At 73.3% G+C, this 19,168-nt stretch carries 17 protein-coding genes and 1 pseudogene; 6 read left to right on the top strand and 12 right to left on the bottom strand.

The features are described 5' to 3' along the window. The first annotated feature begins 309 nt into the window (after window positions 1-309). Window positions 310-1,332, top strand: coding sequence for an LLM class flavin-dependent oxidoreductase (locus PIJ49_RS16100; RefSeq protein WP_209685932.1), 1,023 nt, complete (start codon window positions 310-312; stop codon window positions 1,330-1,332). Window positions 1,333-1,758: 426 nt separating this feature from the next. On the opposite strand, the gene PIJ49_RS16095 is transcribed toward PIJ49_RS16100, so the two are convergent. Next, window positions 1,759-4,287, bottom strand: coding sequence for a beta-glucosidase family protein (locus PIJ49_RS16095; RefSeq protein WP_442874660.1), 2,529 nt, complete (start codon window positions 4,285-4,287; stop codon window positions 1,759-1,761). Between the two features lie 99 nt (window positions 4,288-4,386). On the opposite strand from PIJ49_RS16095, the gene PIJ49_RS16090 reads away from it, so the two are divergent. Both PIJ49_RS16090 and PIJ49_RS16085 read left to right on the top strand, forming a co-directional pair. Next, window positions 4,387-4,989 (top strand): TetR/AcrR family transcriptional regulator, encoded by a 603-nt coding sequence (locus tag PIJ49_RS16090; protein ID WP_209685936.1) that lies wholly within the window; start codon window positions 4,387-4,389, stop codon window positions 4,987-4,989. 198 nt (window positions 4,990-5,187) lie between these two features. Next, window positions 5,188-6,054 carry an NAD-dependent epimerase/dehydratase family protein gene (locus tag PIJ49_RS16085; protein ID WP_066658693.1) on the top strand — a complete coding sequence of 289 codons (867 nt, stop codon included), beginning with the start codon at window positions 5,188-5,190 and terminating at the stop codon, window positions 6,052-6,054. A 23-nt stretch (window positions 6,055-6,077) separates the two neighbouring features. Here the strand turns inward: PIJ49_RS16085 and PIJ49_RS16080 are convergent, their stop codons facing one another. Both PIJ49_RS16080 and PIJ49_RS16075 read right to left on the bottom strand, forming a co-directional pair. After that, window positions 6,078-7,712, bottom strand: coding sequence for a DUF7059 domain-containing protein (locus tag PIJ49_RS16080; protein WP_442874659.1), 1,635 nt, complete (start codon window positions 7,710-7,712; stop codon window positions 6,078-6,080). Further along, complete coding sequence (locus tag PIJ49_RS16075) at window positions 7,709-8,086, bottom strand: ArsR/SmtB family transcription factor (protein WP_066656359.1); 378 nt, start codon at window positions 8,084-8,086, stop codon at window positions 7,709-7,711. Before PIJ49_RS16075 ends, PIJ49_RS16080 begins: the two co-directional genes overlap by 4 nt. A gap of 106 nt (window positions 8,087-8,192) precedes the next feature. Here PIJ49_RS16075 and PIJ49_RS16070 point away from each other — a divergent pair, with 106 nt between their 5' ends. Further along, window positions 8,193-9,443, top strand: coding sequence for an MFS transporter (locus PIJ49_RS16070; protein WP_066656361.1), 1,251 nt, complete (start codon window positions 8,193-8,195; stop codon window positions 9,441-9,443). Between the two features lie 13 nt (window positions 9,444-9,456). Here PIJ49_RS16070 and PIJ49_RS16065 read toward each other — a convergent pair whose 3' ends face one another. After that, window positions 9,457-9,924: a TIGR02611 family protein gene (locus tag PIJ49_RS16065; protein WP_235426374.1), complete on the bottom strand. Its 468-nt coding sequence runs from the start codon at window positions 9,922-9,924 to the stop codon at window positions 9,457-9,459. A 262-nt stretch (window positions 9,925-10,186) separates the two neighbouring features. Then, the gene (locus PIJ49_RS16060; RefSeq protein ID WP_066656365.1) at window positions 10,187-10,519 is read right to left on the bottom strand and encodes a TraR/DksA family transcriptional regulator; all 333 of its coding nucleotides are present in this window, start codon (window positions 10,517-10,519) and stop codon (window positions 10,187-10,189) included. Window positions 10,520-10,575: 56 nt separating this feature from the next. Here PIJ49_RS16060 and PIJ49_RS16055 point away from each other — a divergent pair, with 56 nt between their 5' ends. Next, window positions 10,576-11,607, top strand: a complete 1,032-nt coding sequence (locus PIJ49_RS16055) for an LLM class flavin-dependent oxidoreductase (RefSeq protein ID WP_400430339.1) — start codon at window positions 10,576-10,578, stop codon at window positions 11,605-11,607. A gap of 15 nt (window positions 11,608-11,622) precedes the next feature. Here the strand turns inward: PIJ49_RS16055 and PIJ49_RS16050 are convergent, their stop codons facing one another. Beyond that, window positions 11,623-12,102, bottom strand: a complete 480-nt coding sequence (locus PIJ49_RS16050; RefSeq protein WP_066658698.1) for an ASCH domain-containing protein — start codon at window positions 12,100-12,102, stop codon at window positions 11,623-11,625. Window positions 12,103-12,231: 129 nt separating this feature from the next. Here PIJ49_RS16050 and PIJ49_RS16045 point away from each other — a divergent pair, with 129 nt between their 5' ends. Continuing rightward, window positions 12,232-12,675: a DUF2510 domain-containing protein gene (locus PIJ49_RS16045; RefSeq protein ID WP_066656369.1), complete on the top strand. Its 444-nt coding sequence runs from the start codon at window positions 12,232-12,234 to the stop codon at window positions 12,673-12,675. Window positions 12,676-12,877: 202 nt separating this feature from the next. Here PIJ49_RS16045 and PIJ49_RS16040 read toward each other — a convergent pair whose 3' ends face one another. The 6 genes and pseudogenes from PIJ49_RS16040 to PIJ49_RS17000 all read right to left on the bottom strand — a co-directional run. Continuing rightward, window positions 12,878-13,870, bottom strand: a complete 993-nt coding sequence (locus PIJ49_RS16040) for a site-specific tyrosine recombinase XerD (protein WP_209685974.1) — start codon at window positions 13,868-13,870, stop codon at window positions 12,878-12,880. A 40-nt stretch (window positions 13,871-13,910) separates the two neighbouring features. Then, on the bottom strand, window positions 13,911-14,510 hold the full coding sequence (locus PIJ49_RS16035) for a DUF1349 domain-containing protein (RefSeq protein ID WP_271827056.1): 600 nt from the start codon (window positions 14,508-14,510) through the stop codon (window positions 13,911-13,913). Next, window positions 14,507-15,136 carry an NUDIX domain-containing protein gene (locus PIJ49_RS16030; RefSeq protein WP_209685943.1) on the bottom strand — a complete coding sequence of 210 codons (630 nt, stop codon included), beginning with the start codon at window positions 15,134-15,136 and terminating at the stop codon, window positions 14,507-14,509. Before PIJ49_RS16030 ends, PIJ49_RS16035 begins: the two co-directional genes overlap by 4 nt. A gap of 114 nt (window positions 15,137-15,250) precedes the next feature. After that, window positions 15,251-16,972 (bottom strand): CTP synthase, encoded by a 1,722-nt coding sequence (pyrG, locus tag PIJ49_RS16025; protein WP_066656378.1) that lies wholly within the window; start codon window positions 16,970-16,972, stop codon window positions 15,251-15,253. Between the two features lie 212 nt (window positions 16,973-17,184). Continuing rightward, window positions 17,185-18,879, bottom strand: a complete 1,695-nt coding sequence (recN, locus tag PIJ49_RS16020; RefSeq protein WP_066656385.1) for a DNA repair protein RecN — start codon at window positions 18,877-18,879, stop codon at window positions 17,185-17,187. Further along, window positions 18,876-19,168: pseudogene (locus PIJ49_RS17000) on the bottom strand (hypothetical protein); the annotation flags it as partial. The gene recN and the pseudogene PIJ49_RS17000, both read right to left, overlap by 4 nt.

The raw sequence follows: 19,168 nt of genomic DNA, 5'->3' as shown, positions 1-19,168 counted from the left end.
CCCCCCCCCCCCCCCCCCCCCCCCCCCCCCCCCCCCCCCCCCCCCCCCCCCCCCCCCCCCCCCCCCCCCCCCCCCCCGCCGCCGGCAGGGCGGCGAGGAGCGGCGGGGTGGTGGTGACGTCGGTCATGCGCCCATCCTCCCAGGTGGGCGGTGACCGGCAGACGAGCCGGCGGCGGACGGGAGGCACGGGGCCGCTCCGTCACGCACCCGGCGTCCGCACGCACCGACCGCAGGTCGCAGGCCGGAGACGAGCCGCGCCTCCCGTCCGGCGCCCTGTCGGGAATCGATGCGCGCGCATAGACTCAGACCGTGCGCGAACTCGGCTTCCTCTCCTTCGTCCCCAACCACGGCGGCACCGCCGGTGCTGCTGCCGCCCTGGAGGACGGTCTCCGCTTGTTCGAGACGGCCGAGTCGCTCGGGTACGGCACCGGCTGGGTCCGGGGCCGCCACTTCGAGCCCTTCCTGACCAGCCCGATGACGTTCTTCGCGGCGGCCGCCCAGCGCACGAGCACCATCGGTTTCGGCACCGCCGTCCTCGGCATGCGGTACGAGGATCCGATCCGTCTCGCCGAGGACGCCAGCACCGTCGACCTGCTCAGCGACGGCCGGGTGCAGCTCGGCATCAGCACCGGGATCGCCGGGTACGGCCCGATCCTCGACCCGGTGTTCGGCGGGTCGGAGCGCAGCTTCCGCGACGAGGCCGAGGTGCGTGCGGCGCGGCTGCTCGAGGTCCTGCAGGGCGAGCCGCTCGGCACTGCAGGGAAGGGCTACGAGAGCATCCCCGCCGGTGCCGACCTGACCCTCCAGCCGCTGTCGCCCGGCCTGCGCGACCGCGTCTGGTGGGGCGGCGGCAGCACGGGCACCGCGGTCCGCACGGCCGAGAAGGGCCTGCTGCTGCACTGCTCGACGCTCAACACCGAGGACACGGGCGCCCCGTTCGCCCAGGCACAGGCGGACCAGCTCACCGCGTACCGCGACCGCTTCGCCGAGCTGCAGGCCGCCGGCGAGCACCCCGGCCGCACGCCGAAGGTGGCGGTCGGTCGGATCGTCGTCCCGCTGCTCGACGACCACGACCGCCGGGTGCACGAGGAGTTCCTCACCGGGTACGCGAGCGGGATGGACGACGAGGGGCGCCCCCTGAGCGGTCCGCCGTTCCGGTTCAGCAGGATCGTGTCGGGCGGTGTGGACGAGATCGTCGACGCCCTGGCAGCCGACCCCGCGGTCCAGGCGACCGACGAGCTGGTGATCACCCTGCCGGCGAACGGCGACGCCGCGGCGCACGAACGCATCCTGCGGGTCGTCGCCGAGGAGATCGCCCCGCGGCTGCCCTGAGCACGACCGCTGACGACAGGCACCCGGCCGGGGCTCGAGTCGGGGTGGTGAGGTCCGACGAGCCCCGGGCCGGATGACCATCTCGTCCCTGATCCGTACGGGATGGTGGCATCACTCTTTCACTTTCTGAAGGATTTGTCATCATCACTTCCCCGGGAACGGGCACATGGCCAGTTGCGCACGACAACCCCTGGTCAGAAGCGGAAAGGTACGCTCTCGTACCTTTGCCCACAGGACGACGAATGCGCCCCCGCGCGGACGCGGGGACGCATTCTGGACGCACCGGGATCGACGGGGTTCCACGGCCGGATCAGGAGGCCGCTTCGCTCACACGACGATCCCTCGGTGGTGCGCGCGCCGACGGTAACCAGCCGACTGGCGCGAATTCATGCTACTGAACGCATCCACGACCGTGCGGAAATCGGCTCACTCCAGTTCGAGGGCCGCGGAACCGGCCAGGTCCGCGACCGAGGCACCGACGTGGAGCTCGAACGTCCCGGGCTCGTAGCGCCAGGCGCCGTCCCAGTGTGCGAACGCCCGGGCCGGAACCTCGATCGACACCTCGGTGGACTCCCCTGCCCCGAGCCGGACGGGCGCGAAGCCGACGAGCCAGCGAACGGGACGGTCGACCGACGACTCCGTCCGCGAGGCGTAGACCTGCACGACGTGCTTCCCGGCACGGTCGCCCGTGTTCGCCACGGTCGCGGTGACGATCGCGGCGTCACCCTCCGTCACGGTCGGCGACGCGGCCACGCCGTCGATCGTCCAGGTGGTGTAGCCCAGGCCGTGGCCGAAGGGGTAGGCGGGTTCGGTGCCGGCGCGCAGCCAGGCACGGTAGCCCACGTGCACGCCCTCGTCGTAGGCGACCTTGCCGTCGACCGGCGTGACGTCCTGCACCGGGACGTCGGCGAGGGTCGCCGGCCAGGTGGTGGGCAGGCGCCCGCCGGGCTCCGCGGCACCGGTCAGGACGTCGGCGAGCGCGTTGCCGTACTCCTGCCCGCCGAACCAGGTCAGGAGCACCGCGGCGACGTCGTTCCGCCAGGGCATCTCGACCGGCGAACCGGAGTTCACCACGACGACCGTGTTCGGGTTCACGGCGGCGACGGCACGGACCAGCTCGTCCTGGTGGCCCGGCAGCGCGAGCGACGAGCGGTCGTAGCCCTCGGACTCGACCTTGCTGTTCGTCCCGACGACGACGATCGCCACGTCGGCGTCGCGGGCCGTCGCGACCGCGGCCTCGACGAGTGCGGCGGGGTCGGCGTCGCTCGGCTCGGTACCGAACTGGTAGGCGAGCACACCGCCCAGCGCCTCGTCCTGCACGATGTCGTGCTCGATCCGGATCGCGAGCTGCTGCCCGGCCTCGACCGACACCGGCACCGAGCGCGCGGGCGGGTTGAGGAACGCCGCACCGAGCTGGTCCCCCTCGACCGGCACGGTCTCGTCGAGCAGGAGCTCGCCGTCGATCCACATGCGGGAGCGACCGGCGGCACCGATGCCGATCCGTACGGTCCCCGTCGTCTCGGCGGTGTACGTCGTGGTGACGTCGAGTCGGTCGGACTCCCGGATCGGGGCGTCGCCGCCGAACCAGAACAGCGCGGTGGCACGGCGGTCCTCGACGAACAGCTCCTCGCCGCCCTTGACGAACGCCACCCGTGCGCCGGGCTCCCCCGTGGCCGGGTTCGTGATGCTGGACAGCGGGAACTCCGCGATGCCCTCCTGCACCACGGCGCCGATGGCGTGGTCGACCGTCGCGCCGGGGAAGGCCGCTCGGATGCCCTCGATGGGCGTGACGACGTGCTCCGGCACCACCGTCGCCGAACCGCCGCCCTGCGTGCGGGCCTGGTCGGCGTTGTGCCCGAGGAGCGCGATCCGCGACACCGCGGACGCATCGAGCGGCAGGATCCCGGTGTTGCGGACGAGGACGGTGCCCTCGGCCTCGGCCGTCCGCACGAACGCGACGCCGTCCTCGACGTGCACCGGCTGCGCGGCCACGGGCTCGAAGCCCTCGAGCGCGCCGACGCGGGCGGCGAGGGTCAGGATGCGGCGGACCTTGCGGTCGACGGCCTCCATCGGGACCTCGCCCGACTCGACCGCCTGCAGCAGGGGCCCCTCGCTCCACCAGGGGTTCGGCCCGGGCATCGCGACGTCCTGCGACGCCTTCGCCGACTCCACCGAGCGGACGCCGGTCCAGTCGGACACGACGATGCCGTCGAAGCCCCACTCCGAGTTGAGCGGTGTCTCGAGCAGGTCGTTCTCGGACGCGGTGACGCCGTTGATCGCGTTGTAGGACGACATGACCGCCCAGGCGTGCGCCTCGGTCACGGCCTTCTCGAACGCGAGCAGGTACAGCTCACGGAGCGCACGGTCCGACACCTCCGTCGACGCGGTGAACCGGTCGGTCTCGTAGTCGTTCGCGATGTAGTGCTTCGGGGTCGCGGCGACGCCGTTCTCCTGCACGCCGTCGACGTAGGACGCGGCGAGGTCGCCGGTCAGCAGCGGGTCCTCGCTGAACGCCTCGAAGTGGCGACCACCGAGGGGCGAGCGGTGCAGGTTGATCGTCGGGCCGAGGACGACGTCGACGCCCTTCCGGCGGGCCTCGACCGCCGCGGCGGCACCGTAGCGCTTCGCGATCGCGCGGTCCCAGCTCGCCGACAGGGCGGTGGCGGACGGCAGGTTGAGCGACGGGTCGCGCTCGTCCCAGACCTCGCCGCGGACGCCGGACGGACCGTCGGACATCAGGATGCGGCGCAGCCCGATCTTCTCGACCGGCCAGGTCGTCCAGAAGTCGCGCCCGGTCAGCAGCTGGACCTTCTCCGCGGTCGTCAGCTGTCCGACGAGCGCGGCGATGCGCTCGTCCAGCGGCGACGCGGCGGTCGGCCGGGAGGCGCGGGTGGTGTCGTCCACGGTGGTCACGATGGTCGGTCCCTTCGTTGTGCGACGCAGGCGACGGGGCATGACCTCCGCGCGCCATCGTCGGCGGCTGCGGGCAGCGTAGCACCCAAAACCTATCGGAAGTAGGTTTGTTGGGTCTCGAACCCGCTGTACGCTCGCGCCATGGCACGACGGGGTTCGTACGCGAAGGGGATCGCGAAGCGCGAGGAGATCCTCACGGTCGCGCTCGACCTCGTCGCGCAGCAGGGGTTCCGGCGCACGAGCATCAAGGACATCGCCGACGCGGTCGGGCTCACCCAGGCCGGGCTGCTGCACTACTTCGACTCGAAGGACGACCTCTGGGTGGAGATCCTCCGTCGCCGCGACGAGGTCGACCTGGCGCACGACTGGGGCACCGCGGCCGAGGACCCCGGTGCGTTCCTCGCGGCGATCGTCCGGCACAACACCGAGGTCCCGGGCCTCGTGCAGATGTTCGTCAACCTGTCGGCGGCCGCCGCGACCGACGACGAGCACCCCGCGCACGAGTACTTCCGCGAGCGCTACGAGCGCAGCCGGAGCGACTTCGCCCGGGACTTCCGCACCATGCAGCAGGACGGCCGGCTCCGCTCCGACGTGGACACCGAGCAGCTGGCGAGCGTGCTCCTGGCGATCTCCGACGGCATGCAGATCCAGTGGCTGTACGACCCGTCGCGGGACATGGCCGACCACGTCGAGCTCGTCGCACGGCTCGCGGTCGCGCAGTCCGTCACGCCCGCCCCGGCCTGACGCCGGCACCCCGGCCCGCCGCGCTCCCGCCGCGCTCGACCGCTCCGGCCCCGGGCCGCGTCGGCCGCATCGCCTGCGTCGCCTGCACCGCCTGCGCCGCCCGGACAGGTACCGCCAGTGCCTGGTCCCCGCTCGGGCGCGCACGGCAGGATGGGGTCCGGCCGACCAGGCCGTCCGACGACGATGTGGAGTGACGCGATGACGCGTGTTGTGGTGACCGGAGGCAGCGGGAAGCTCGGACGGGCGGTCGTCCGCGACCTCGACGAGCACGGGTACGACGTGGTCCTGCTCGACCGGGTGCCCTCCCCCGACAAGCCGGAGCGGGTGCCCTTCGTCCGCATCGACCTGAGCGACTACGGCCAGGTGCTCGGGGCGCTCACGGGCATCGACGACCGCTACGACCGCGTCGACGCCGTGGTGCACCTCGCCGCCGTACCGGCCCCCGGACAGGTGCCCGACGTCGCTCTCATCACGAACAACGTGACCGCGTCGATCAACGTCTTCCACGCCGCCCGTGTCGCCCGGATCAAGAACGTCGTGTGGGCGTCGAGCGAGACCCTGCTCGGCATCCCGATGGGCGAGCACCACCCGCCGTACCTGCCCGTCGACGAGGAGTTCGCGGTCCGCCCGCAGTCCTCGTACTCGCTCGGCAAGGCGGTCGAGGAGGAGATGGCCCGCCACTTCACCCGCTGGGACCCGGAGCTCAAGATGATCGGGCTGCGCTTCTCGAACGTCATGGACGAGACCGACTACCCGTCGTTCCCGTGGGACGCCTCCCCCGAGGCGAAGACCTTCAACCTGTGGTCGTACATCGACTCGCGCGACGGGGCGCAGGCCGTGCGGCGGTCGCTCGAGGCCGAGCTCACCGGGTTCGAGGCGTTCGTCATCGCGAGCCCCGACACCGTGATGGACACCCCGACGATCGAGCTCGTGGAGCGCTTCGTGCCGGACATCGAGCGCCGTGCGGACATCGACGGCACGAGCTCCCTGCTCTCGAGCGAGAAGGCCCGCGAGCTCCTCGGCTACGCCCCCGAGCACACCTGGCGGAACCACCGCTCGCGCTGACCGGAGGGAGGCGCGGGGCGGCCTCAGGACGTCGGCGCGAGCAGCAGGCCGTCCAGCACCAGGTCGCGCACGCGCGGCAGCAGGTCTGCCGCGAGCGCGACCTCGTCGACGCCGGTGATCTGCGCGATGGCGCCGACGATCGCCGCGACCGACAGCTCCCCGTCGCAGGCACCCACGAACGCGGCGAGCGCCGTGTCCGCGTCCACCCGACGGCCGAAGCCACCGCCCTGCACGAGCGTGATCACGGTCGGGTCGTCGTTCCCGGGCCAGTAGTGCCGCTCCTCGGTCACGTCACCGGCGACCCGCAGGTGTGCGGCGGCGAGCGCCTCGTCGTCGTACGCCTCGAGCCACCCGGTGGCGTCGAGCACCCGTGCGACCGTCGCGCCGAGCCCCACGGGGTTGGAACCGAGCGCCTCGGGGACCCGCTCGGTGCGGCGGAGGCGAGCCGTACCTCCCGGCCGACCGATCTCCGTTGCCGACGCCGACGCACGCCGGACGACCACGTACCCGAAACCGACCCCGGTGACCCGCCGGGTCGCGAAGTCGTCGAGCCAGGCGTCCACGAGCCGGTCGAACCCGTCCGTGCCGGGCTTCGTGCCGCCGTCGCGGATCCAGGTCTCGGCGTAGGCGGGCGGGTCCTCGCGCTCCCGCTCGACGACCCACAGGTCGAGGTCCTCGGCGTCCGCGAACCACGAGCGCACCCGGTCGAGCCCGTCGACGCCCCAGCGGTACTCCCAGTTGCCGAGCAGCTGCGCGGTCCCGCCGGGTGCGAGGTGGTCGGCGAGCCCGCGGAGCACGGTCTCGACGAGCGCGTCGCCGACCATGCCGCCGTCGCGGTACTCGTAGGAGGGCACGTCGTCGCGACGCGGGGTGATGACGAACGGCGGGTTCGACACGATCCGGTCGAACCGCTCGCCCGCGACCGGCTCGTACAGCGACCCGAGCCGGAACTCGATGCCGTCGATGCCGTTGAGCGCCGCGTTGAACCGGGCGATGTCGAGCGCACGGCGGGAGATGTCCGTGGCGACGACCTCGTCGGCGAAGCGACGGGCGTGCATGGCCTGGATCCCGCACCCGGTCCCGAGGTCGAGAACCCGTCGGACCGGCACCGGGACCTGGAGCCCGGAGAGCGTGGTGGTCGCGCCGCCGATGCCGAGCACGTGTTCCTCGCCCAGTGCGGTGCCGAGCGCGAGCTCCCCGAGGTCGGAGACGATCCACCAGCTGCCGGCGCCGAGGTCGTCGACGAAGGCGTAGGGCCGCAGGTCGACGGTCGGGTGGACCAGGAGGTGGTCGGCGTCGGGAGCACCGGCGTCGTCCGTGTCGTCGTCGATCCGGAGCAGACCGGCCGCGAGCACCGCGTCGAGCCCGGCCGTCGGGAACGCCCGCTCGGCATCGCTCCGGTCGACCGGCAGGCCGAGCACGAACAGCGTCGCGAGCGTGGTCAGCGGCGTGGAGTCCCGCGCGGCGAGCGCCCGCAGCGCGGCGACCCGGGAACCGCGGTGCAGCGATGCGGCGGCCTCGGTGCCCCAGAGTGCGTCGATGCGGTCGACGGTGAAGCCCGCGGCGTCGAGGTCGGCGGCGAGCGCCGTCGTCACCGCGGGGACGGTCGTGATCGTCGGGAGCTCGTGGGCGATCGGACCGCGGGGCCGGCCGGTCACGCGGGGACCTCCTCGCGCATGACGGTCGCGGGGACCTGCCACGCGGCCACCAGGTCGAGGAGCCCGGGGAAGCGCTGCTGCACGTCCTCGACCCGGACCCGGCTCGACCGCGTCAGTCCCTCCTGGTGCTGCTCGAGCAGGCCGGCCTCGCGCAGGACGCGGAAGTGGTGCGTCAGCGTCGACTTCGGTCGGTCGACCCCGACCCACCCGCAGCTGCGGACGCCGCCGGCGGCGTCGACCAGGTAGCGGTGCAGGATCGTCAGCCGGATCGGGTCGCTCAGTGCGTCGAGCACGACGGGCAGGTCCATCTCGGCGACGGTCGGCTGCGGCAGGCGTTCTGGGGCGACGACGGAGTCCACGGGCGCGGCGGGCATGCGACGACGGTAGCACCGCGCTGGCAGTAGTACGACTTGCGTCGTACTGGTGCACTGCTGTACGAATGCTGTCGTACAGCAGTCGATCCGGCCGGAAGGTGCCACCATGCAGTCAGCACGCGGAGTCGCGGGGTTCTGGATCCTCGCCGCCATGCTCTTCGTGGCGATGGCCTCGTCCTCGGTCCCGTCGCCGATCTACCCCGTCTACGCCGCCGAGTGGGACCTCACGCCGCTCATGCTCACGGGGGTGTTCGCGATCTACGTCGCCGGACTCCTCGTCACCATGCTCGTCGCCGGTCGGCTGTCCGACCACGTCGGCCGGAAGCCCGTGCTCGTCGCCGGCGGACTGCTGCTCGTCGTGTCGCTCGTGCTGTTCACCGGCGCCGACGGGTTCACGGCCCTCGTGGTCGACCGGATCGTGCAGGGCGTCGCGGTCGGGCTGCTCATCGGCGCCCTCGGTGCAGCGCTCATCGACAACTCGCTCGAGCGCTTCCCCTCGCTCGCGGGCGTGCTGAACGGTGCCGTCCCACCCTTCGCCCTGGCGACCGGCGCGGTGTCGAGCGGCGCCCTCGTGGAGTGGGGCCCGGCACCGGAGCAGCTCGTCTACGTGCTCTTCGGTGCGCTCCTGCTGCTGCTCGTCGCCGCCCTGGTCGTCGTGCCCGAGCGGGTCACGCGCCGACCGGGTGCACTCCGCTCCCTCCGCCCGACCGTGTCCGTCCCGCGGGCGTCGCGGGCGCTCTTCCGCGGCGTCGCCGGGGCGCTCGTCGCCAGCTGGGCACTGGGCGGGCTGTTCCTGTCGCTCGTGCCGTCGGCCCTCGGCGCGGTGTTCGGCATCCACGACCACTTCGCAGCCGGGGCTCTCATCGCCGTCGTCACCGGCGTCGGCGGACTCACCGGTCTCGCCATCCAGCGCCTCGACACACGTCGGAGCCTGTTCCTCGGGCTCGTCGCGCTCATCGTCGGCCCGGTCGTCACCGTGACGTTCGTGTTCGCGCACTCGCTGCCCGGGCTCGTCGTCGGCAGCGCGATCGCGGGCGTCGGCTTCGGCGCGGGCTTCCAGGCACCCCTGCGGATGCTGCTCGCCACCGCGGCGCCGACGCACCGCGCCGGACTCCTGTCGTCGGTCTACATCGTCAGCTACCTGGCGTTCGGCGTACCCGCCGTCGTCGCGGGACTCGTCGAACCGGCGTTCGGCTTCGTGCCGGTGCTCGCCGGCTACGGCGCCTTCATCGTCCTCGCCGCGGCGATCGCCCTCGTGCTGCAGCTCGCGTCACGCAGCGCGGCCGGGGTCGAGGAGCGCGCCGCCGAGGCCGTCGAGCGCACCGCGACCGGTTCCGTCCGGACCGTCGCCGAGTAGCGCTGCGCGAGGGCTAGTGCCCGGCCCGCGCCCGGTTCGGTCGCTGTGCGCGGACCCCGGTGCTGCGGTGTGCGTCGGCGTGCGCCGCGTCGACGTCGGCCTTGCCGCGGTCGGCCGCCCTCCGCAGCCACTGCGGTCCGTGCGCCTTCGCCCAGTCCCAGAAGCGGTGGAGCTGCGCGCGCAGCCACGTGATGATGCGGTGGAAGAAGTGGAACTCGCTCGCCAGGATCGTCAGGCCGATGAAGACCACGAGCCACCCCGGACCGGGCAGCGGCACGAGGATGAGCCCGATCACCACGACGAGTCCGCCGACGATCCCGACGAGCACCTTGTAGAACAGGTGCCACCCCGGCCGCGCGTGGATCCAGGCGCGCATCCGACGGAACCACCGGAAGCGGTGGTGCCGGTCGTCGGCGTCGGTCTCGGGAGCCGTGGTGTCGGCACGCACGACCGCGTCGGGTCGCTCGTGGGTGTCGTCCATGGCGGCAACCTAGGGCGCGCGGCTGGGAAACGGCGGCGCAACCGGTCCACGCCACGTGAGCAGTGGGACGGGCGGACACCGCGCCTCCCGGCCGTCACGGGCCTCGGCCCACCGGAGCCCTCGTTCCGTCGAGACGCCGCGGTCTCGTCGCGACGGCGTCGGATGCAACGGCGTTCTGCGCGCCCCGCGGCGTCTCGCGCAGTCGGGGCCGTGTCGCGCCGGCCGCAGCCCCGTCAGCGGGCCCCGTCGGCCTGGAGGCTCGTCACGCGTGAGCGACGCACGTCGCAGCCCACGGGACCGCGGCGAGACGGGCCTCCGGGATCGGTTCGCCGCCGACGGCGCACCGCCCGTAGGTGCCGGCGTCGAGCCGCGCGAGCGCGGCGTCGACCAGGCGGATGCGTTCCCGGGCGTCGTCGCGCACCGCACCGAGCGACCCGCGCTCCCAGGCGAGGGTCGCACCCTCGGGGTCGTGCTCGTCGTCCGCGTTGGCGTCCAGGCGCGCGTCGCTGACGTCCCGCATGCTGCGCTCGACGTCGGCGAGCAGCCGCTCGTTGCGCCGCCGTTCGTCGGCGAGCGCGGTGCGGGGGTCGTCCATGCCGACGACCGTAGTCGCGTCGGAATGCGGCCGCAGCAGCATGCGTTCGCATCGGCATGACGAAGATCGGGTTCCTGTCCTTCGGGCACTGGCGCGACGTGCCGGGCTCGCGTGTGCGCAGCGGCCGCGAGGCCCTCGTGCAGGCGATCGACCTCGCCGTCGCGGCCGAGGAAGCGGGCGTCGACGGCGCGTACTTCCGCGTGCACCACTTCGCTCCGCAGCAGGCGGCGCCGTTCCCCCTGCTCTCGGCGATCGCCGCCCGGACCAGCCGCATCGAGATCGGCACCGGCGTGATCGACATGCGCTACGAGAACCCGCTCTACATGGCCGAGGAAGCCGCGGCCACCGACCTCATCTCGGGAGGCCGACTGCAGCTCGGTGTCTCGCGGGGGTCACCCGAGACCGCCCTCGCCGGGTACCAGCAGTTCGGCTACGTGCCCGAGGCGCACGACACCAACGGCGGCGACATGGCGCGCTCCCACACCGACGTGTTCCGTCGTGCGATCGCCGGCGAGCCGATGGCACACGCGAACCCGCAGATGACCGGGTCGGCCGGGTCGCTGTCGGTGTCCCCGCTGTCGGACTCGCTGCCCGACCGGATCTGGTGGGGTGCCGGGACCCGCGCGACCGCCGAGTGGACGGCCGAGCAGGGCATGAACCTCATGTCGTCGACCCTGCTCACCGAGGACACCGGCGTGCCGTTCGACCAGCTGCAGGCCGAGCAGATCGAGCGATTCCGGACGACGTGGCGCGAGATGGGCTGGGAGCGGACGCCCCGGGTCTCGGTGTCGCGCAGCATCATCCCGATCACCGACGACGAGTCGCGGCACTACTTCGGCGTGCGGGCACAGGTCGAGGGGCAGGACCAGGTCGGGCACCTCGACGGCGGGCTCGCCCGCTTCGGTCGGTCCTACATCGGGGAGCCGGAGCAGCTCGTCGCCGAACTCGCCGCCGACGCCGCGGTCCGGGCTGCCGACACCGTGCTCGTCACCGTGCCGAACCAGCTCGGCGTGGACTTCAACGCCCGGCTGCTCGCAGCGACGAAGGCCGTCATGGACGAGGTCGACGCCGCGACCGTCCCCGCGTAGGTCGGGTCGTCCGGCTCACGCCCCCGCGGGCGCTTCCGGCCAGAGCAGGCGGAAGCGCTCGCACAGCACCGGCATGTCCGGTTCGTACCCGCGCGGGTTCTCGGAGTGCTCACGCCAGTAGCGCTCGTGCACCGCACGCCAGTGCGCGAGGGTGCGGTCCCCCTCGCCCTCGGCGCGGGCGTGCTCCTCGCCGACCTGGTCGAACGGGACGACCCGCAGGTCCGTCGTCTCGATCACGGCCCGGGGCTCGCCGCGACCGTCCAGGATCACCGAGAGCTCGCCGACCTCGGGCAGCGGGTCGCCCGTCGCCTCGTAGTCCCACATCGACGACGCCGTGCCGTCCTTGATCCCGCGGAGCACCAGGTCGAGCAGTCCGTCGGCGTGGTCCGGCGTCGCGCCGAACGCCCACGCCTCCGGCACGGCCTCGGGCAGCTCCGGTGCCTCGTCGCGGCGGGCGGCCCAGAAGGCGGACAGGGTCTCGGCGTCGGCGGTGATCACCGCACGACCGTAGCGCAGGTGCGACCGGTCCCCCTTGTTGCCGACACCCGCTGTGGGACTGTGGCCGTGCCTCCCGGCTGCGTAGCGTCGAGGTGCACCATCCACCGCACCCGCGAGGAGCACCCCGTGACGCTGCCGGCCGCCGGCTGGTTCCCGGACCCCCAGGACGCCCACCGCCTCCGGTGGTGGGACGGTCACGCGTGGGGCGGGGCGACGCGGGTGCTCCCGGCACGGCAGGAGCCCGTCGCACCGGTCGTCGTCGCACCGGTCGGGCCGTCGTTCTCCGTCGAGGGCGCAGCGGTGCGCACCGGGTCCTGGGCGTCCGGCGGGTCCGTGCAGCGGGTCGGGGCGGCGGCGCTCGTGGCGGTCCTGCTCGCGGTCGTGTCGATCGTCTGGAACCCGGTCGGCATCGCGAGCACGCTGGCCGTCGTCACGGGCGTCCTCGCGATCGTGCGTCCCGGCGCGACCGGCGGCTGGCGGGCGCTGTGGCGGAGCGCCGCGGCGAGCGCCCTCGTGGTCGCGGTCGCCACGGGCGTGGTCGCTGCGTCCGCGCAGTTCCACCTGTTCTGAGCGCGCTGGCGCAGCGCTACCGCCGCGCCCGCGGCGCTCGCGCGCTCGGCGCGCCGCGCGCCGCACCACGGGAAGCACGTCGCGCCACGGTTCTTCATGGCGCGACGTGCTTCCGGTTGTGCCCGAGCACGTCGCGCCGCACGTCACCCCGACCCCGCCTCCGGCCCCGCCCGGCCGGCCCCGGCCCCGCCCGGGCGCAGCGCTACCGCCGCGCCCGCGGGTGCGCCGTCTGGTAGACGTCGCGCAGCATGTCGGCCGTGACGAGCGTGTAGATCTGCGTCGTCGCGACGCTCGCGTGCCCGAGCAGCTCCTGCACGACGCGCACGTCCGCGCCGCCCTCGAGCAGGTGCGTCGCGAACGAGTGCCGGAACGTGTGCGGGGACACGTGCGCCGCCAGTCCGGCCCGCTCCGCCGCCGCCTGGATCACGAGCCAGGCGCTCTGCCGCGACAGCCGTGCGCCCCGAGCGCCGAGGAACAGCGCCGGTGTCGACGGCCCACGCGCCGCGAACACCGGCCGGGCCCGGACGAGGTACGCGTCGACCGCGGCCCGCGCGAAGCTGCCGAGCGGCACGATGCGCTGCTTGTTCCCCTTGCCGGTGACCTTCACGACCGCGAGCCCGTCGCCCTCGTCGTCCTCGGGGTCGGACAGCGTCGCGACGTCGTCCACCGACAACCCGACCGCCTCGGAGATGCGCGCGCCCGTGGCGTAGAGCAGCTCGAGGAGCGCCCGGTCCCGCAGCTGCACGGGGTCGTCGTCCGCCGAGCCCGCGGCGCCGAGCAGTCGCTCCATGTCGTGCACCGAGATCGCCTTGGGCAGCCGTGACGGCGCCTTCGGTGGCCGGACGGCCGTGGCGGGGTCGAGCGGCAGCCAGCCCTCGGCGGCCGCGAACGCGGTGAAGGACCGCACCGAGCTGAGCATCCGGGCGACCGACCGGGGCGCGAGCGGTTGCTCCGGTCGCGAGGTCAGGTGCGTGACGAACCCGGCGACGTCCGCGCGGGCGAGGCGTGCGACGTCCGTCAGCGCCTCCGCTCCCCCGGCCCGGTCCGCGCCCGCGGAGTCGACCGCCGGCGTCGAGGCGAGCCACTCCGTGAACACCGCCAGGTCCCGCCGGTAGGCCGCCACCGTGTGCTGCGACAGTCCCCGCTCGACGGCGACGTGCCGCAGGTAGGTGTCGGTGGCACGGTCGAGGGGGATCACCCGACAAAACTAGTGCGGGACCGCCCTGCGGAGGTCGTCAGTGCAGCCCGGCGTCCGGCTCGCCGAAGCGGCAGGCGGTGAAGGTCACCGTGAGCCCGGCCCGGGTGGGTGCGGCGCAGAACAGGCCGGCCGACACGACGGCGTCCGGGTCGAGGTGCGCGACCCGCACCAGCCGGGGCTCCTCGCCGTCGGCCCAGGCCCGGATCGTCACGGCGTCACCGGAGCGGCTCGCGCGCACCGTCACGACCCGCCCGGTCCAGGACGGCACGGGCGCGACGGACCAGTCGGACGTCCCGTGCGTCACGACGGCCCCGACCTGCGGCAGCCCGTCGGAGAACTCCACGCCCGCCTTCACCCACTCCTGCTCGTCGACCCGCAGGAACACCCCGGCCTGGTCGAACTGCTCCGCGAAGTCGAGGACGAAGGAGACCTCGACGGCGAACGCGCCGTCGGTGGGTCGGAGGAGCGCGTGCTCCGAGTCGTGGACGAACCCGTACGAGGTCGTCCGCCAGGCATCGCTGCCCTCCTCCGCGGTCACGAGCAGGGCGGCGCGGTCGACGACGGGTTCGACGGCGGCGGGCTCGTGCGTCCAGAGCCCGTCCCGCAGCAGGGCACCGAGCCCGCTGTCGGCCGTCACGCCGTCGCGCCCCGCTCGACCGCGCCCCGCTCGACCGCGCCGCGCTCGACCGCGCCCCGCTCGATCGCATCGACCGCGAGGGTCGCGACGACGAGCGCCGAGTTCTGCAGGCGGCCCGCGAGGATCCCCTCGACGAGCTCCGCCCGCGGCACCCATCGGGTCACGATGTCCGCCTCCTCGGCCTCACGCTCGAACGCGGACGCCGTCGCACGGACCCCACGGGCCCGGTAGACCTGGATGAACTCGTCGCTGCCGCCCGACGAGGTGTTGTACCGGACGAGGGGCTCCCAGTGGTCCGCCTCGAGGTCGGCCTCTTCCCCGAGCTCCCGCTGCGCGGCGGTGAGGTGGTCCTCGCCCTCGTGGTCGAGGAGCCCGGCCGGCAGCTCCCAGTCGCGCAGCTGCACGGGGTGGCGGTACTGCTGGATGACGAGCACGCGGCCCTCGTCGTCCTCCGCGAAGACGGCGACGGCGCCCGTGTGGTCGATGTACTCGCGGACCATGTCGTGCCCGTCGTAGTCGACGTGGTCACGGCGGACGTCCCAGACGGCACCCTCGTACACGACGGTGGAGTCGGTGACCTCGTACGAGGCGTGTTCGTCGGCGATCGGTGCGTCAGCGGCAGTCACCAGCCCATCCTGGCACGCGGCTCCGTCAGCCCTCCCCGGGACGGACGGGAGGCGCGGTGCCAGCTGGCACCGCGCCTCCCGTCAGCGACAACGCGCGTTGAGCGACAGCGCGCGTTACGCGACGACCTCCGCCGACTCCTCGGCCGGGTCGAACAGGCTGGACGCCTCGTGGCGCGCGATCGCCGCGTCCACCAGCCCGGCGAACAGCGGGTGCGCGTTCGTCGGACGCGAGCGCAGCTCCGGGTGTGCCTGCGTGGCGATGTAGAACGGGTGCACGTCGCGCGGCAGCTCGACGTACTCGACCAGGGTGCCGTCGGGCGAGGTGCCCGAGAACACCAGGCCGGCGTCCGCGATCTGCTGACGGTAGGTGTTGTTCACCTCGTAGCGGTGACGGTGGCGCTCCGAGGCCTCGGACGCACCGTAGAGCTCGGCCGCGAGCGACCCGTCGGTGAAGTGCGCCGGGTACAGGCCGAGGCGCATCGTGCCGCCCATGTCGCCACCGGCGATGATGTCGACCTGCTCCGCCATGGTCGCGATGACCGGCGTCGAGGTCTCCGGGTCGAACTCGGTGCTCGACGCGTCGGTCAGGCCGGCCTCGTGGCGGGCGTACTCGATGACCATGCACTGCAGGCCGAGGCACAGGCCGAGCGTCGGGATGCCCTGCTCACGCGCGAACCTGAGCGCGCCGAGCTTGCCCTCGATGCCGCGGACTCCGAAGCCGCCGGGGACGCAGATGCCGTCGACGTCACCGAGCTGCTTCGCGGCGCCCTCGGGCGTCGTGCAGTCGTCGGACACGACCCACTTCAGCGTGACCTTGGCGTTGTGGGCGAAGCCACCGGCGCGCAGGGCCTCGGTGACCGACAGGTAGGCGTCCGGCAGGTCGATGTACTTGCCGACCAGCGCGATCGTGACGTGCTTCTTCGGCTCGTGCACCGCGTCGAGGACCGGGTTCCACGCGGACCAGTCGACGTCGTGCGCGTCGAGCTTCAGCGCGTCGATGATGACCTGGTCGAGACCCTGGTCGTGCAGCAGCGTCGGCAGGTCGTAGATCGAGGGGACGTCGACGGCGTTCACCACGGCGTCCTCGTCCACGTCGCACATGAGGGCGATCTTGCGCTTGTTCGACTCCGACACCGGGCGGTCCGAGCGGAGCACGAGGGCGTCCGGCTGGATGCCGATCGAGCGGAGCGCGGCGACGGAGTGCTGCGTCGGCTTGGTCTTCTGCTCGCCCGAGGCGCTCATGAACGGCACGAGCGACACGTGCACGAAGAACACGTTGTTGCGGCCGAGCTCGTGGCGGACCTGGCGGGCGGACTCGATGAACGGCTGGGACTCGATGTCACCGACCGTGCCGCCGACCTCGGTGATGATGACGTCGGGCTGCGGGTCGTTCTCGGCCTGCTCGCGCATCCGACGCTTGATCTCGTCGGTGATGTGCGGGATGACCTGGACGGTGTCGCCGAGGTACTCGCCGCGACGCTCCTTGGCGATCACGCTGGAGTACACCTGACCGGTCGTGACGTTCGCGGCCTGCGACAGGTTGATGTCGAGGAAGCGCTCGTAGTGCCCGATGTCGAGGTCCGTCTCGGCACCGTCGTCGGTCACGAAGACCTCGCCGTGCTGGAACGGGTTCATCGTGCCCGGGTCCACGTTGAGGTACGGGTCCAGCTTCTGCATGACGACCTTGAGGCCGCGCGCCGTGAGCAGGTTGCCGAGGCTGGCCGCCGTCAGGCCCTTGCCGAGGGACGAGACGACCCCGCCGGTCACGAAGATCTGCTTCGTGACCTTCGGGGTCGAGGTCGAAGAATTGGTTCCGCCGCTGAGAGTGTCCGCCACGGGGTTCCATCGTACGTCAGAACTGCCGGGAGGCGCGACCCGCGTTCGCCGCGGGCGTTGCGCCCGCCGACCGGTCACCCCCGCCGTCCCCGCAGGACGCAACGTCGGCGACTGTGCGCAGCGCTGTACCGCTGCGCGGAGCCGCCTTCGTTGCGTGTCGCGGACGAGGGCGGAGGGACGGGGCGGGGCGTGCCTCCAGGCCGGAACGTTGCCTAGGCGCGCTGGCCGGCGACGTCGAGGAGTTCGCGCGCGTGCTCGATGCCGCTCGCGCTGTCGCCCAGGCCGGAGAGCAGGCGGGCCATCTCCTGGAGCCGGTCCTCGCCCTCGAGCCGGCGCACGCTCGACGAGGTCACGGCGCCGCTGGCGTCCTTGACGACGTTGAGGTGGTTGTTCGCGAACGCGGCGACCTGGGCGAGGTGCGTGACGACGATGACCTGTGTCCGCTCGGCGAGCTTCGCGAGCCGCCGACCGATCTCGATCGCCGCGGCTCCGCCGACGCCGGCGTCCACCTCGTCGAACACGAAGGTCGGGACGGTCGTGCTGCCGGCCATGACGACCTCGATCGCGAGCATCACGCGCGAGAGCTCACCGCCGGACGCGCCCTTGCCGATCGGGCGGGGGTCGGTGCCGGAGTGCGGCTGGAGCAGGATCGCGACCTGGTCGCGCCCGTGCCGGCGGTACTCGCCGCCGTCGGTGACCTCGACCACCAGGGTCGCGCCGGCCATCGCCAGCGTCCGGAGTTCCGCGGTGACCCGCTTCGCGAGGTCGCCCGCGGCCTTCGTGCGGGCCGCGGTCAGCGCCGCGGCCGTCTGCGCGAGGGCCTGCTCGTCCTGCTCGACGCTCTGCTGCAGCGCGACGATGCGGTCGTCGTCACCGTCCAGCTCCAGCAACCGGTCGCTCGCCCGCTGGCCGTACGCGATCACGTCGTCGACCGTCTCGCCGTACTTGCGCGTCAGGTTCGCCAGGAGTGCCCGGCGTTCGTTGACGAGCTCGAGGTCGTGCCCGGCGTCCGGCTCCAACGAGCCGAGGTAGCTGGACAGGCCGGCGGATGCGTCCGAGGCCTGGATCCCGAGTTCGGTCAGCTGCTCGAGCACGGGCTGGAGGGCCGGGTCGGACCCGGCGACGCGCTCGACGGCCCGGCGTGCCGCCTCGACCAGTCCGACGACGTCGGCGACCCCGTCGAGGGACTCGCTGGACAGTGCCTCGTGGGCGGTGCCGGCGGCCAGGCGGAGCTCCTCGAGGTTGCCGAGGCGTTCGGCGCGTTCGGCGAGCTCGACGTCCTCGCCGGGCTGCGGGTCGACCGACTCGATCTCGTCCGACGCGGCGCGGATGCGTTCGGCCTCGGCGACGCGGTCGTCGCGGTCCCGCACGAGCGTCTCCAGCTCGCCGGCGTGCGCCTGCCAGGTGTCGTAGGCGGCGACGTAGGCACCGAGTGCCCGCTGCACGGCCCTGCCGCCGAAGCCGTCGAGGGCGGCGCGCTGCGCCGAGGCCGACGTCAGGCGGATCTGGTCCGACTGCCCGTGCACGGTCACCAGCTGGTCGGCGAGCTCGCCGAGCACCGCGACCGGGGCACTGCGGCCACCGACCGTCGCACGGCTGCGGCCCTCCGCCGAGACCGTGCGGGTCAGGATGAGCTCGCCGTCCTCGACGGTCCCGCCCGCGTCCTCGACACGCTCCGCGACGGCGGCGTGGTCCGGGACGTGCCAACGCCCCTCGACCACCGCGCTGGAGGCGCCGCGGCGCACGGAGCCGGCATCCGCCCGGGCACCGAGCAGCAGCCCGAGCGCCGTGACGATCATGGTCTTGCCCGCACCGGTCTCGCCGGTGACGACGGTGAAGCCGGGTCCGAGCTCGAGCGTGGTCTCGCCGATGACGCCGAGGTCGGAGATGACGATCTCCTCGATCATGCGTCGTCCTCGGTCGCCGGACCGCGCCAACCCGCGACGGGCAACTGGAACTTGGCGACCAGCCGGTCGGTGAAGGGCGCGTCCTTCAGCCGGGCGACCCGGACGGGGTCGGGCGATCGACGGACCTCGACCCGGGCACCCGGCGGCAGGTCGTGGGGGGGGGGGGGGGGGGGCGGCCCGCCCCCCCCCCCCCCCCCCCCCCCCCCCCCCCACCACCCCCCCCCCCCCCCCCCCCCCCCCCCCCCCCCCCCCCCCCCCCCCCCCCCCCCCCCCCCCCCCCCCCCCCCCC

Source organism: Curtobacterium uvaldense, assembly GCF_028307415.1.
Classification (GTDB): Bacteria; Actinomycetota; Actinomycetes; order Actinomycetales; family Microbacteriaceae; genus Curtobacterium.
This window is presented reverse-complemented; position numbering and strand designations above follow the sequence as displayed.